Source organism: Neisseria subflava (assembly GCF_024205705.1).
GTDB classification, from domain to species: domain Bacteria; phylum Pseudomonadota; class Gammaproteobacteria; order Burkholderiales; family Neisseriaceae; genus Neisseria; species Neisseria subflava_D.
Genome location: NZ_CP073115.1, coordinates 903,338 through 917,162 on the forward strand (window position 1 = coordinate 903,338; position 13,825 = coordinate 917,162).

A 13,825-nucleotide genomic window follows, 5' to 3' on the forward strand; every position below is an offset into this window, starting at 1 on the left:
GGCTTTCTGATTTGGTGTGTTGGACAAAGTTCAGACGGCCTTAGATATGTATTGAGGCCGTCTGAAATGATTAAATGGTTGGTTCTGTTGTAGATTTCATATTGTCGCTTAATGCGAAATCAGTACATCAATTTGGCTGAGGAAGGGCTGCCGGATGTTCTTCTTCGGCCACGCTTTCCAAAACTAGATTGCGTTGTTCTTGCGCTTTTTGTGGCTGGTCGGTTTCATCAAACACGCGCGCTAGAACCAAATGTGCGGATACGCTGGGTTGCAGGGCGATGCTGGCTTCGAGGTAGCCTTGAGCTTTGCCCCAAAGTTTGCGGCCGTAAGCCAGTTGGCCAAGATACATCAACAGTAGCGCATTGTCCGGTTGCTCCTGCAGCCAAGAGTCTGCCAAGTCGATGGCTTTTTGTTGCTCGCGCTCGCTTAGGAAGCGCACGGATTCGACAAATGCCTCCAAAAGCTCGGGCTGGCGGTTTTGCGGATAATGGGTTTTTACCCATTTGACCGCTTCGGCATATAAGCCCAAACGCTCGTATTTTTCGGCAATCGCGACGCACAATTCGCCAGACTTCACACTTTCGGGAATCTGTTTCAAACAGGCTTTCAGACGGCCTGCATCGGTTACTTCGCTTAAGAGGCGGCGATATGCCCAGTTTTGATACTGTTCGGCTTCGTAATCGTTGATGGCGCCGGCTTTGACCAGTTTTTCTGCTTTTGCCAAGACATCTGAAGCATCGCCATGATCAAAGGCATAACGCAACTGCAGGCGGACCAGGCGGCTCAAGTTGCTATTGATTTTTGCTGCGGCTTCAAGGTTTTGTGCGGCAGTCGGATAATCGCGGCGGCTCAGTGCAGATTCGGCCAGCAAAAGATGACGGGAAAGCTGTTGTTTTTGTGGCAGGTATTCGATTTCGTGCAGGTAGCGGTCGCGTAATTCGAAGTTTTCCATTTGGTCGGCCGCGTGCGCGCCCAACATCAAAGCCAGGGTACGGTTGTCGCCTGCTTCTTTGTTTTGCAAGACTTTGGCGGCTTCTTGTTCGGCTTTTTCAAAGCGACCTTCAAAATATGCCAGACCTGCGCTGTTCAAAGAGGCGGAAGCCTGACGGCCTTTGCGGGCGATGCCGAAGCGTTGCATACGCGCCGGAATGTTCAAGAGGCCGAACACGAATTTAATCAGGAAATACAAGACGAATACGCTCAACAGCAGGCCTAAAACAAAGGCATGCAGATTGATACGCAGCATGGTTTGTTCAACCACGACGTACACGTTGCCGGTATAAATGCCGGAAGCCAACGCTAAACCGACGGCGGCAGCAAACAGAATGACAATCCAAACGACGGTTTTCATGCTTGCTCTCCTTTAATTTTGGCAGCAGGCTTGGTTTGGTTTTGTGGTTTGGCAGCTTCGGCGGCCGGTTCTTTTTTGTTTTCAGACGGCAAAGCAGGTGCTTCCAAAGACTGAGGAGCGGAAGCGGCAGCCGGTGCTGCAGTCGTGGCTTGATCGGTAGCTTCAGCCGGAGCGGAAGCGGTTTGCTCGGCAGCTTGGGTTTGTGCAGCTTCCTCGGTTGTCATTTGTGTACGCGAACCTTCTTGATAAGCGCGAACGGCGCTCAAGCTGGCTTTCAGGCTGTCGTCTGAAATCATGCGGACATCAAGGGCTTTGAGTTCGGCCAACTCTTTCAGCCATGACTGGGTAGCAGGGGATTTGCTGTCGAAGTATTGCTTCACGGTTGCTTCAACGTTGTTCAAATCGCTTTGATACACTTCGCCGTTGTGTTGCAACAGGGCAATGCGCGCATCCAAAAGGCGCAGGCGCAGGTTTTCACGGATGAAGTAGGTTTGATCGGGCGAAATCAACATGGCGTCGTTGCTGTCCAGATGACGGACTTCAACCAAGCCTTTGAGGGCATTGAGGGATTTTTCCCATGTGTTTTCCCACCAAGTTCCTGAATTAGTGGCTTCGACAGGCGCAGCACCTGGTTTCAATACGCCGTCCAAAACCAAAGGCAGGCCTGAAATACCGGTTTCCAAACGGTCGATACGCAAGGCTGTAGCGGAAATATCGACATAAGGACGGTTTTTCAGTGCGGCCAAATCATTGCTGATGGCTTGTTTGACGGGGATAAGTTCAGGCTGTTCAAAACGGCTTAAGCGACTGTCGATGTGTTCCAATACGCTGACCGCGCCTTGTAGGTTGCCTGACAGCATCAATTGTTGCGAAGCAGTGTTCAGCATGGATTCGGCTTCGTCAACCAGCCAGTTGATACGGCCTTTGAGTAACTCTTGATAAGCTTTCTGCGTTTGCAGGATTTGATCACTATTGTTTTTTTGACCGTTGTTCAGGCGGTCTAACTCGGCCTGAATAGCGGTTTGGCGGTTGAGGTTGTCTTTTAAAAGGCTGGCGTTTTCAGATTCGCCCAACGCGGCTTTGTCGATTTTTGGTTGAATTCGAGCTCTTGGTTTTTTAAAACATTTTGACCCTGTACAAACAAGAATCCGCTCGCGCCTAGGCCAAGTAGTGCCAAGACGGTTGCACCTGCGGCCAAGGCTTTGCCGCCAGATTGTTTGATGATAACAGGGGCGTTGTTTTGTGGGAGATTGTTGGACTCGGGCATACTCGCCTCCACTTGCTGAGGTTGGGTAGGTTTGATTTGTTCAGACGGCCTGGTGTTTTCAGAACGTTCAGGCGCCGGAGCTGCCGTATTGGCAACTTGTTGGGTATCTTTATTGTCTTCGACTGGGTTCACTGCTTGGCTCCTTTGTGGCATGGATGAAAGTGCAGCGGATAAAGAAGTGACGGCTTCTACATGTTTGGCGCCGACGATGCGAAGCGCATCGGCAATGCGTGGATGATGGGTAAAGTATAGCAAGGATTCGAAGAATCGGGAAAATTGCGGCGGAATCTGATGGAAAAATTCGCGCGCGAGTTCGCCGGATGTGACGTAGGCGGCGGCGATGTCTTCGGTTTTAAAGTTCTGCCAATCGATGGCGTGTGGCCGTCTGAAATAGATTTCGGCGATGTCGATTTGGAAACCTAGTTCGGTCAGTTTGTCTGCTAGAAAATCACGGCCGCCATGACCTCGAATGATTAAAACTCGGGCATTGGGTGGCAGGTTTTTCCAAATAGGCATTCTCAAGACGGCTTCGCTGTCGTTGCCATCTTCAGGAGAGAATACGGGATAGGGGGAGAATTGCGCCAAAGTATGTTGGCTGGTTTGGCCGACGGTAATGTGTACTTTAGGGCCGTCTGAAAAGGTCAGATACGGTACTGCAGTTTCAATAGTGGTCGGGCTGACCCAAAACACCACATCGGCTTGCTTGAATTGTTCGGGAAGTTTGTTTAGTGCCGAACGGTCTGCCTCTATTTCAATCGGACTCAATACCTGAGCCTGCCAACCGGCTGCATGGCAGGTTTGGATATCTTGCTGTGGACGGTTGGACGGACGGATGATGAGTAGAGTAGGCATAATGTAGGATAAATTATTAAGGTTTAGGCCGTCTGAAAGAAGGGTTTCAGACGGCCTGTTGCTGACGTACGTTATTGATCGACGAATGCGCGCTCAATCAGGTAGTCACCGCGAACGCCGGTTTTCGGAGAAACGGTCAGGCCGAATTCGTCCAAGACGTTGCAGGTATCTTTCAACATGGCAGGGCTGCCGCACAGCATGGCGCGGTCGTCTTGCGGATTGATTTTAGGCAGGCCGATGTCTTCGAAGAGTTTGCCGCTGCGCATCAAATCGGTCAGACGGCCTTGGTGTACATATTCTTCGCGTGAAACGATTGGGTAGTAAATCAGTTTTTCTTTAACCAAGTCGCCCAAGTATTCGTGTTCGGGTAATTCTTTGGTGAAGCGGTCGTAGTATGCCAAGTCTTTTTTGTAGCGTACGCCGTGAACCAAGATGATTTTTTCGAATTGCTCGTAAACATCAGGGTCTTTGGTAATGCTCAAGAAAGGGGCGATACCGGTACCGGTGCTCAAGAGGTAGAGGTGTTTGCCCGGATTCAGGTCGCCGGCAACCAATGTACCGGTCGGTTTTTTACTGATAAGGACATCGTCGCCGACTTTAAGGTGTTGCAGGCGGCTGGTCAATGGGCCGTCTTGTACTTTAATGCTGAAAAATTCCAGATGCTCTTCCCAGTTGGCGGAAGCCACGCTGTATGCGCGCATCAGTGGTTTGCCGTCTACCATCAGGCCGACCATGACGAACTGGCCGTTTTCAAAGCGCAAAGATTCGTCACGGGTGCAGGTGAAAGTGAAGTAAGCGTCGGTCCAGTGGTGTACGGACAAGACTTTCTGGGTGTTGAATGCTGCCATTGATATTTCCTGTCGGATAAGGCCGTCTGAAAAGGATAGGTCGGGGCGGCCAAGGTTAATAAAAAGAATGGAATATGGTGTTCAGCTACTTGCTTGCCGGTTTGGCTGATTTTTCGCTGAGGCTGTGCAGGTCGGAATAGCGTCCGCCTGCGTTGATCAATTCATGATGAGTACCTTGTTCGACTACATTGCCTTCGTGCATGACAACAATATTGTCGGCTTTTTCGATGGTCGAAAGTCGGTGGGCAATCACCAATGTGGTACGGTTTTGCATCAGGTTTTCCAATGCGGTTTGTACCAAACGTTCGGATTCATTATCCAGTGCACTGGTGGCTTCGTCCAAAATCAAAATCGGCGCATTTTTCAAAAGCGCACGCGCAATGGCGAGGCGTTGACGTTGGCCGCCGGACAGTTTTAAACCGTTTTCGCCAACTTCAGTGTGCAGGCCTTGTGGCATTTTTTGGATAAATTCCCAAGCATTCGCGGCTTTTGCAGCATTGATAATTTCTTCTTCATTGAATTTGTCAGCTTGAGCATAGGCAATGTTTTCAGCAATCGTACCATTAAACAGGACAACGTTTTGGCTGACGAATGCCATGCGGCTGCGCAGGCTTTCGAGTGTATATTCATTGATGTTGACGCCGCCAATCAAAACCTTGCCTTCATCCGGATTAAGGAAGCGCGGCAACATATTGGCCAAGGTGGTTTTACCGCAGCCTGATGCGCCGACCAATGCAGTCACTTTGCCTTGCGGTACAAGCAGGTTGATGTGGTTCAAGCTGTTGCGTTCGGCTTCAGGATAGCGGTGTACAACATTGCAAAATTCGATATCGCCAGGGTTTGGGCTGAGGGTTTGTTTGCCTTCGTTGCTTTCTTCGGGTTGGTCCAAAAAGGTGAAGACGCTTTCAGCCGCCGCCAAACCGCGTTGCAGGGACTGCATCACGCCGGTCATGCGTTTGATGGGGTCAAACATCATGATCATGCTGGACAAAAACGACATAAAATCGCCTGCACTGAAGCCGGAAAGTCCTGCTTGGCGGGCGGCTGCGTAAATAATCGCAGCCAGAGCAACCGAGGCCATTAATTGCGTAATGCCGGTACCGGCAGAGCTGGCGGAAACTTGTTTGAGCAGGTTGCGGCGCACATCGTCGGCAATACGGTTGAAGCGGCGATTTTCATAATCTTGACCGCCGTAGATTTTTACAACGCGTTCACCATTAATGCTTTCGCCCAAGACCTGCATCAGCTGGCCAAGATAAATTTGGTTGTTGGCAGACAGTTTGCGCAGGCGTTTGCTGACTGTTTGGATACATACAGCAACAACCGGTAAGATGATAAAAGTAATCAGGGTCAAACGCCAGTTTAGATAAGTCAGCAAACCCAACAGGCCGACTACGCTCACGCCGTCTTTGGCAATCACGGTAATGACGTTAAACCCTGCATCGGTAATTTGATTGACGTCGTTCAAGATACGAGACATCAAACGGCCGCCGGTATTGCTGCTGAAATACGAAGTCGGCAGGTGCATCATTTTGTTGAACATTTCACCGCGCAAGCGCTGCACCAAGTGGCTGGACAGATAAGTCGTGCAATATTCGTTAATGAAGTTGAACAGGCCGCGAATGAAAAACAGCGCCACAATTGCCAGCGGCAACCATGACATGCTTTTCATGTTTTTATCGACAAAACCTTCATTAATCAAAGGTTTGAGCAAGTAACCGAAAGCCGGCATCGTACCGGCGACAATCAGCATGGCCACTACGGAGACGATAAACATCTTCCAATAGCTTTTTAAATATCCAAGCAAACGCTTGTACAGCTCCCAGTTGGATGTGGCTTGTGTTGTCTGCATATCAATCCAGATTTAGAGCAAACATGCAATTCTAAACGAAAATATCTGTCATTACAATGTTTGCAATTGAAAGTCAAAAGGAGTTGGTATTGTTTTAACGCCTTGATTTTATATGATAACGACTGTAATGCGGTTGGATTGGCAATAACGCTGCCTACTTCATAAACACTAGTCGCGGCCGTCCGAAAAAGTTTCAGACGGCCTCTTCAGTCGTCAAAGACAGCCGGTTAAGCCAAAGCTTCCTTAATGATGTCTTTTACTGTCGTTGCGTTATTAGGGACAACACGGACACGTTGCGGCAGGTTTTCCAAGCCTTCCAATGCGGCCGGACGGGGGATGGCAACTTCGCCGACCGCTTCATGGATGGTGGCTTCAAATTTGGCAGCCAACGCGGTTTCGAGGCAGACAATGGTTTCGCCGGCTTCGCGTACTTCACGCGCTACTTTGATGCCATCAGCAGTATGCGGATCAATCAATTCACGGTCTTGTTCGTAAACCTGTTTGATGGTGGCAAGGCGGTTGGCATGGGTCGATTTGCCGGAAACAAAGCCATATTGTTGATGTACTTTGTTTAAGGCAAATTCCAAATTGAAACCTTTGCCGGAGCCTACTTCAGCCCATAAGGTTTTGATTTCGTCTGCATCACGGTCCATCAAGTCAAACACAAAACGCTCGAAGTTGGAGGCTTTGGAAATATCCATAGACGGGCTGGATGTGACGTGGGTGTGTTCGCTGTTGCGCGGGCGGTATGTGCCGGTTTTGAAAAATTCGTCCAATACGTCGTTTTCATTGGTGGCAACAATCAAGCGATGGATAGGCAGCCCCATTTGGCGGGCGATATGGCCGGCGCAGACATTGCCGAAGTTGCCGCTTGGTACGCAGAAGCTGACTTTTTCGTCATTGCTCGAAGTGGCGTTGAAATAACCGGCAAAGTAGTACACGACTTGGGCGACGATGCGGCCCCAGTTGATGGAGTTGACTGTGCCGATATGGTATTTGGCTTTGAATTCGGCATCGTTTTGTACGGCTTTAACGATGTCTTGGCAGTCGTCAAACATACCTTCAACGGCGATGTTGTGGATGTTGGCATCTTGCAAGCTGAACATTTGCGCGCGTTGGAATGCGCTCATTTTGCCTTCCGGAGACAGCATGAAGACATTGATGCCTTTTTTACCGCGCAGGGCATATTCGGCGGCAGAGCCGGTGTCACCACTGGTGGCGCCTAAGATATTGAGTTCTTTGCCTTCTTTGTTCAATACATATTCAAACGCATTGCCCAAGAATTGCATGGCCATGTCTTTGAATGCCAAAGTCGGGCCGTTGGAGAGGGCTTGGATTTTGATGCTGTCTGAAAGTGTGCGCACCGGAGTGATGGCTTTGGTCCCGAATACTTCTTCGGTGTAGGTGCGGTTGATGATATCGCGTAAATCATCAGCAGGGATGTCGGTGGCAAACAGGCTCATGACTTCAAACGCCAGCTCTGGATAGCTGAGTGTGCGCCATTGGTCTAAAGTAGCACGGTCGATTTGAGGGTATTGCTCAGGCAGCATCAAACCGCCGTCAGGAGCCAAACCTATCAATAAAACTTCGCTGAATTGCTTGCGTGCGGTTGCACCGCGGGTGCTGATATATTTCATGGTTTCTTCTCTATAAAAACAAAAATATTGCCGATCAAAACAGGAAACCCGCCTGCGAACCATCCCGCAAGCCGCCCTATCCCGACTTTAAGCCACTATAAACTTTCAGACAACCCCGATACACAGAGGTCGTCTGAAAAACATTATCTATACAAACGCTTGAAACAAGCATTGACGGTTTTCACCGTTACCGACGCAATCGCCCGATCGCGCGAAGAAGGATTCAAAACATCCATTAACTCTTGTGCAGACACCTGATTCGGTGCTTCCTCGCTCGCGCAGCCGCAGATTTTGTCTTCCCACTCGCGCTGTTTGTCCGCACTCATCGTCAGCGCGACCAAACGCCACTCATTGCGCTTGTTCAACTCCGAACGGCATTGATGATCGACCGCCATTTTCACCACGCTGCCGCCAATCCCCGTACCGCCGCCCAACCCGCCGAACGCCGAGTCAGAATCATAAGCGCAACCGCCCAATAACGCCGCCACAGAAGCAACGGCAACCATCTTTTTCATATTCATAGCCATCCCTTGCCGCAAGGTCGTCTGAAACGCCCCGCAAAGTCTTTAAACAAACGCGTATTATACCGTAAGCGGTGTGAGATGGGGGATTGTGGAAAGTCGGGTATAATCCGTTTTTTTGGGAAAATAGAGGATTGATCAATGGCTAACTCAAACGAAAACACGCAAAACCCTAAAGAGAATCAAGAGAAAATAGCTGACGAAGGCATTCAAGAGCATTCAGAGCATACCGCTGAAAATAAACAGCCTGAATCAAAAGACAATGAGAATAAAGATGAATCGACATGCTTATGTAAATTATTTACAAAGATTACAGAATGGATATGCGCAAGAAAAAATAAAAACTCAAAAAAGGCGGAAGAAAATGCCGCAAAAAACGATGATGCTGCAAAACAGGAAGAAATGAAACAAGCTGATACATTTGAGCAACCAAAAGAGCAAATAAAACTGTCTGATTATTTGGAAATCATCAGCAAATTATTAGGTATTTTTTCAGTATATGGAATATTTATTGGTGGAATTACTATATATTCTTATCTTCTTAATATAGGTCAGTTAAGTATTTTCCCTGATGTAATAGCGAGTGCAGCAAATTTATTAACAATATCTATTTCTTTTGGAATAATTTTCCTTATAATTTATGCATTACTTTACTTTATATTTTGTTTAGCAAATCCAGAAGGTATTAAAAATGATATTCCATCATATAAACTAGGAGGATGGTCTATTATCATTGTACTTTTTGCAATAATATATTTAATTTTAATATTCTTGAATATAATATCTTTTTCATTTTCGAACTTCGTAGTCTTTTTGGTTAGTGCGCTTTTATTCATTTATATAGCTTATTTATTTAGTAAAGGAGTTAAAAAAATTTTTTTTATCGCTTATATCCCTATTAACGCATTAATCATTCTCTTCCTTATGTTTTATAGCGAAAAAGCAAAAGTTTTATACCCTATACATTATGTTGAGTTTCGCTCAAATTCCTCATGGTATTTACTACACAATAATTTCCAACAAAACAACGGCTCTCAAGAAACCAACGGCATTGATAAAAATGACTTGCTTAAATTAAAACAAAAATTCAAATGTTCTGCGCTTTCGGAAACAGAAAAAAAAGAAAAAGACATTGACTGTTCCCCGCACTTTGAACAACGTAATAACGCCCTATTCGGCTACATGGCATGGAATTTGGGCGATACTAAAGTTTTCTGTCCGCCAACTGTTGACAATATCCTAACTGTTGATGACACCAAAAAAGAAGAAGAACAACAAAAAGAAAGAAATAGAAAAAAAGAACAATTACGTAAAGAATGTATCGTCATCAGCGGAAAAGCCTTGCAAATCATGCCGGAAAGCTATATCAGTACCAATACTGATGGCATTGACGACGGGAATCCTGACAATACCGGTCATGACGATCCTGCAATTGATATTAATACTGACGTTAGATTCAAAAATGACCTTAACGCCCAATCCAATGCCGGCTTGAATAATTTCAATGTCCAACCTATCCTGCCGATACAATCCAATGCAAAAAATATGTCAATCCAGATTCATTACGGCAGTTGTAATCATGATTCGCCAAAAAACAAGGATGGTCATCCTGATATAGGATACACGGACAAAAAAATCTGCCAGTAAGTTATGGCAAACCATGCCGTCATTCCCGCGCAGGCGGGAATCCATCTTTAACAATAAGTAAAGCCATAAAAATCAATTAACTGAAATTCACAAGCGGATTCCCGCCTGCGCGGGAATGACGGTTGTGATGTATCCTGTCTTTATTGTTCCCTTTGCCATCCGTCCGTTTTCAGACGACCTGCTATAATCCACGTCGTCTGAAACCCCTCTTTCACGGAAACTGCCATGTCCGACTTCTTTACCCGACAACCCGATGCGCCGCTTGCCGAACGCCTGCGCCCGCATACGCTTGATGACGTCATCGGGCAGCAGCATTTAATCGGCGAAGGTAAGCCGCTGCGTGTGGCGGTGGAAGGCGGGAAGCCGCATTCTATGTTGCTGTGGGGGCCGCCGGGGGTGGGCAAGACGACATTGGCGCGGATTTTGGCGCAGAGTTTCAATGCCCAGTTCCTGCCTGTTTCCGCCGTATTCTCTGGCGTGAAAGACATACGCGAGGCAATCGACAAGGCAGAAATCGCTTTGCAACAGGGACGAGCGACGATTTTGTTTGTCGATGAAGTCCACCGCTTCAACAAGGCGCAGCAGGACGCGTTTTTGCCGCATGTCGAAAGCGGTTTACTGACTTTTATCGGCGCGACGACGGAAAATCCGTCGTTTGAAGTCAATCCCGCGCTGTTGAGCCGCGCGCAGGTGTATGTTTTGCAATCCTTATCTTCAGACGACCTCAAAAAGCTGATTGCCAAAGTGTTGGCTTTGCCCGAATACCAAGATTTCACGATTGAAGCCGATGCGCAGGAGCTGCTCGTCAATACCGCCGACGGTGATGCGCGCAGATTGTTGAATCTGTTGGAACAACTGTTACGCGCCGCCGACACACGTCGTCTGAAAACCTTGACCGCCGAATTTCTCGCCGATAGCTTGGGCGCGCAAATCCGCCGTTTCGACAAAGGCGGCGAGAGTTTCTACAACCAAATCTCCGCCCTGCACAAATCCGTGCGCGGTTCACATCCGAATGCCGCGCTGTATTGGTTCTGCCGTATGCTCGACGGCGGTACTGACCCGCGCTACCTCGCCCGCCGCATCGTGCGCATGGCGTGGGAGGACATTGGGCTTGCCGACCCGCGTGCCTTAACGATTGCCAATGATGCCGCAGTGATTTATGAGCGCTTAGGCTCGCCAGAAGGGGAACTCGCACTGGCGCAAGCCGTGTTGTATCTTGCCGCAGCTGCCAAATCTAACGCAGGCTACAAGGCATACAACCAAATGCGCCGTTTTGTCAAAGAAAATGCCAGCGACGAAGTGCCTGTTCATCTGCGCAATGCGCCGACCAAGTTGATGAAAGAATTAGGCTACGGACGTGAATACCGCTATGCCCATGACGAGCCCAATGCCTACGCCGCCGGCGAAAGCTATATGCCCGACGGCTTGGACGAACCGGACTTCTACCAACCCGTTCCACGCGGATTGGAAATCAAAATCGGCGAAAAGCTGAAATGGTTGAAATCCTTGGATGAAGAAGCGTTGGATGATTAAAACAATAAATGTGTCTCAAGTTTCAGACGGCCTTTGGTTATTTTGAGCCTAATAGATGGTTTAATATTGGCATTATATCTTTAATTTCGCTATAATTTTGTCATCCTATTTTCTTGTCGAATAATCGAATACATAAAAAATCGCGGCTGCTGAACCCGATTTCCGAAACAAAATTAGAAAGCAGATAATGGACAATTTAGATCAAAGTCGTAGCCGTGCATGGCGACGACATCAAGAGCAACGCCCCAGTCATCGTGTACATGGCAAAAATCCTTTGAAATATAAACCTGAAAAAAAGTGGGATTTGATATATCTCCGCAGCAATAAAATCAAACGTGCACAAAAACTGGGTTTTATTTATCCGTTCAGACAGCATGAATTTGATGCTGAATGGTTTGATTAACTCAAAAGATACATTTTCGATTCAATCGAGATGGTTTTCACAAGGCGGATACTTTCCGCCTTTTTTAATTTTTATGAATGCACTTTTTATTTGTAGTCGTAACCAATGGCGCAGTCCTACCGCTGAAACCGTATTTCGACGTTATCCAAATGTACAGGCACGTTCTGCAGGGACCAGCCCCAATGCGCGGCATACTGTTTCCATAGATGATATTGCATGGGCGGATAAGATTTTCGTAATGGAACAAAAACATAAGAGCCGTCTGCTGGCACAGTTTCCCCGTGCTTTGCAATATAAGGAAATGATTGTTTTAGATATTCCTGATGATTACAGATACATGGATGAAGAGTTGATAGAAATATTGAAGGAAAGTGTCGTGCCTTATCTGTCTAGATAATGAGGTTTTCCTCAAGATTATCTGAAAAAAATATGACTTACTTCTAAGTAAAATTTATTCCAAAACATCATTTACTTCACGCATCGCTGACAAATAAAACGCAAATCTAAGATCAAATTGAATTTTTCAGACGGCCTTTGCTGTTTGAATATTTTTAACCTATACCATACACACACATTTTCATGAATATTTTTGAAGCCTTACTATTATTGTGCCTGCTGATTGTTATTAGCGCGTTTGTATCCTGTTCCGAACTCGCGCTTGCTTCGGCACGCAAAATCAAATTGCAGGTCATGGCGAAAGACGGCGGCGATACGCGTGCGCTTGACGTCATCAATATGCAGCAGCAGCCGGGCAGTTTTATTACCGTTGTCCAAATCGGTTTGAACGCCGTCGCCATTCTTGCCGGTATTGTCGGCGAGGCAGCAATACGTCCGTATTTTGGCAAACTATTGGAGAACGCAGGTAGTTGGGGCAGCACAGTTGCCTCTTTGCTGACATTCTCGCTGGTTACAGGCAGCTTTATTTTAATTGCTGACCTGATGCCCAAGCGTATGGCAATGACCCATCCCGAAGCGGTGGCGGTACGCATTGTCCGTCCAATGATGTTTTTGATTTTTATCTTAAAGCCCCTTGTCTGGGTTTTTGACGGATTGGCAAACGCAATATTCAAACTCTTCAAAATCTCAACCGTCCGTCAGGAGCAGCTTACCTCGGAAGATATTTATGCCGTCGTTGATGCCGGCGCGCAGGCTGGTGTATTGAAAGAACAAGAACACTATCTGATTGAAAACATTTTCGATATGCAGGAGCGCACGGTCACTTCCACCATGAGCACGCGCGAATATATCGCCTATTTCGATAAACACGACGACAGCGATACCGTGTTGGAAATGATGTCGGACAAACCGCACAATAAATTCCTTGTATGTGACGGCGATTTAGAACGCGTCATCGGCTATATCGAATCGCATACGCTGCTGACCTTGTTTTTAAAAGAAAAAGACGTCCGCCTGACCGACAAGCGCGTGTTGCGCAAAGCCTTGTTTATCCCCGATACGTTGTCGCTTTATGATGTATTGGAGACCTTCAAAACTTCCGGCGAAGACTTTGCCGTAGTGGTGAACGAATACGCGCTCGTGGTCGGCGTGGTAACGTTGAAAGATGTGATGAGCATTGTGATGGGCGAGCTGGTCAATACCGAAGAAGAGCCGCAAATCATCCGCCGCACCGAAGACACATGGTTGGTGGACGGTGCCACGCCGCTTACCGATGTCATGCGTGCGCTGGATATTGAAGAGTTTCCCAATTCGGAAAACTACGAAACCATCGCCGGCTTTATGATGTATTCCCTGCGCAAAATCCCGAAACGTACAGATTTTCTAGTTTATGCCGGTTATAAATTTGAAATCATCGATACTGAAAATTTGAAAATTGACCAACTTTTGGTTTCCAAACAAGGAAATATGATGGGGAAAATGTAACAAGTAGCTGGGAACACTTGAAAAGAAAATTAA

The 13,825-nt window shown here is 47.3% G+C and carries 10 protein-coding genes and 2 pseudogenes; 5 read left to right on the plus strand and 7 right to left on the minus strand.

Going from position 1 to position 13,825, the window contains the following annotated elements; genetic code table 11:
• Nucleotides 1-127 precede the first annotated feature (127 nt).
• The 7 genes and pseudogenes from KCG54_RS04325 to KCG54_RS04355 all read right to left on the minus strand — a co-directional run bounded on the left by KCG54_RS04325 (nucleotide 128) and on the right by KCG54_RS04355 (nucleotide 8,328).
• Entirely contained in the window at nucleotides 128-1,351 is a 1,224-nt protein-coding gene (locus KCG54_RS04325) for a heme biosynthesis protein HemY (RefSeq protein WP_254324767.1), read from the minus strand.
• Nucleotides 1,348-2,618 (minus strand): annotated as a pseudogene (locus KCG54_RS04330) (uroporphyrinogen-III C-methyltransferase). Before KCG54_RS04330 ends, KCG54_RS04325 begins: the two are co-directional and overlap by 4 nt.
• A 156-nt stretch (nucleotides 2,619-2,774) precedes the next feature.
• Nucleotides 2,775-3,470 (minus strand): annotated as a pseudogene (locus KCG54_RS04335) (uroporphyrinogen-III synthase); the annotation flags it as partial.
• 71 nt (nucleotides 3,471-3,541) lie between these two features.
• A complete protein-coding gene (locus tag KCG54_RS04340; protein ID WP_049328975.1) occupies nucleotides 3,542-4,318 on the minus strand; it encodes a ferredoxin--NADP reductase in 777 nt (258 codons plus the stop codon).
• A gap of 85 nt (nucleotides 4,319-4,403) precedes the next feature.
• Nucleotides 4,404-6,170, minus strand: coding sequence for a lipid A export permease/ATP-binding protein MsbA (gene msbA, locus KCG54_RS04345; RefSeq protein WP_254324768.1), 1,767 nt, complete (start codon nucleotides 6,168-6,170; stop codon nucleotides 4,404-4,406).
• A 227-nt stretch (nucleotides 6,171-6,397) separates the two neighbouring features.
• Entirely contained in the window at nucleotides 6,398-7,807 is a 1,410-nt protein-coding gene (thrC, locus tag KCG54_RS04350; protein ID WP_254324769.1) for a threonine synthase, read from the minus strand.
• Between the two features lie 143 nt (nucleotides 7,808-7,950).
• Entirely contained in the window at nucleotides 7,951-8,328 is a 378-nt protein-coding gene (locus tag KCG54_RS04355; protein ID WP_016688279.1) for a hypothetical protein, read from the minus strand.
• A gap of 141 nt (nucleotides 8,329-8,469) precedes the next feature.
• Between KCG54_RS04355 and KCG54_RS04360 the strand changes: the two genes are divergently transcribed.
• The 5 genes from KCG54_RS04360 to KCG54_RS04380 all read left to right on the plus strand — a co-directional run bounded on the left by KCG54_RS04360 (nucleotide 8,470) and on the right by KCG54_RS04380 (nucleotide 13,792).
• Entirely contained in the window at nucleotides 8,470-9,975 is a 1,506-nt protein-coding gene (locus KCG54_RS04360) for a hypothetical protein (RefSeq protein WP_254324770.1), read from the plus strand.
• A gap of 225 nt (nucleotides 9,976-10,200) precedes the next feature.
• Entirely contained in the window at nucleotides 10,201-11,508 is a 1,308-nt protein-coding gene (locus KCG54_RS04365; RefSeq protein ID WP_254324771.1) for a replication-associated recombination protein A, read from the plus strand.
• 187 nt (nucleotides 11,509-11,695) lie between these two features.
• A complete protein-coding gene (locus tag KCG54_RS04370) occupies nucleotides 11,696-11,911 on the plus strand; it encodes a hypothetical protein (protein WP_003679777.1) in 216 nt (71 codons plus the stop codon).
• Entirely contained in the window at nucleotides 11,883-12,308 is a 426-nt protein-coding gene (locus KCG54_RS04375) for a low molecular weight protein tyrosine phosphatase family protein (protein WP_231550755.1), read from the plus strand. The genes KCG54_RS04370 and KCG54_RS04375 overlap by 29 nt, the downstream gene beginning before the upstream one ends.
• A 182-nt stretch (nucleotides 12,309-12,490) precedes the next feature.
• A complete protein-coding gene (locus KCG54_RS04380; RefSeq protein WP_254324772.1) occupies nucleotides 12,491-13,792 on the plus strand; it encodes a hemolysin family protein in 1,302 nt (433 codons plus the stop codon).
• The last annotated feature ends 33 nt before the right edge of the window (nucleotides 13,793-13,825 follow it).

Coding starts and splice junctions, on each gene's coding strand:
- KCG54_RS04325 (WP_254324767.1), bottom strand. CDS start 1,351: ATGAAAACCGTCGTTTGGATTGTCATTCTGTTTGCTGCCGCCGTCGGT.
- KCG54_RS04340 (WP_049328975.1), bottom strand. CDS start 4,318: ATGGCAGCATTCAACACCCAGAAAGTCTTGTCCGTACACCACTGGACC.
- msbA (WP_254324768.1), bottom strand. CDS start 6,170: ATGCAGACAACACAAGCCACATCCAACTGGGAGCTGTACAAGCGTTTG.
- thrC (WP_254324769.1), bottom strand. CDS start 7,807: ATGAAATATATCAGCACCCGCGGTGCAACCGCACGCAAGCAATTCAGC.
- KCG54_RS04355 (WP_016688279.1), bottom strand. CDS start 8,328: ATGAATATGAAAAAGATGGTTGCCGTTGCTTCTGTGGCGGCGTTATTG.
- KCG54_RS04360 (WP_254324770.1), top strand. CDS start 8,470: ATGGCTAACTCAAACGAAAACACGCAAAACCCTAAAGAGAATCAAGAG.
- KCG54_RS04365 (WP_254324771.1), top strand. CDS start 10,201: ATGTCCGACTTCTTTACCCGACAACCCGATGCGCCGCTTGCCGAACGC.
- KCG54_RS04370 (WP_003679777.1), top strand. CDS start 11,696: ATGGACAATTTAGATCAAAGTCGTAGCCGTGCATGGCGACGACATCAA.
- KCG54_RS04375 (WP_231550755.1), top strand. CDS start 11,883: ATGAATTTGATGCTGAATGGTTTGATTAACTCAAAAGATACATTTTCG.
- KCG54_RS04380 (WP_254324772.1), top strand. CDS start 12,491: ATGAATATTTTTGAAGCCTTACTATTATTGTGCCTGCTGATTGTTATT.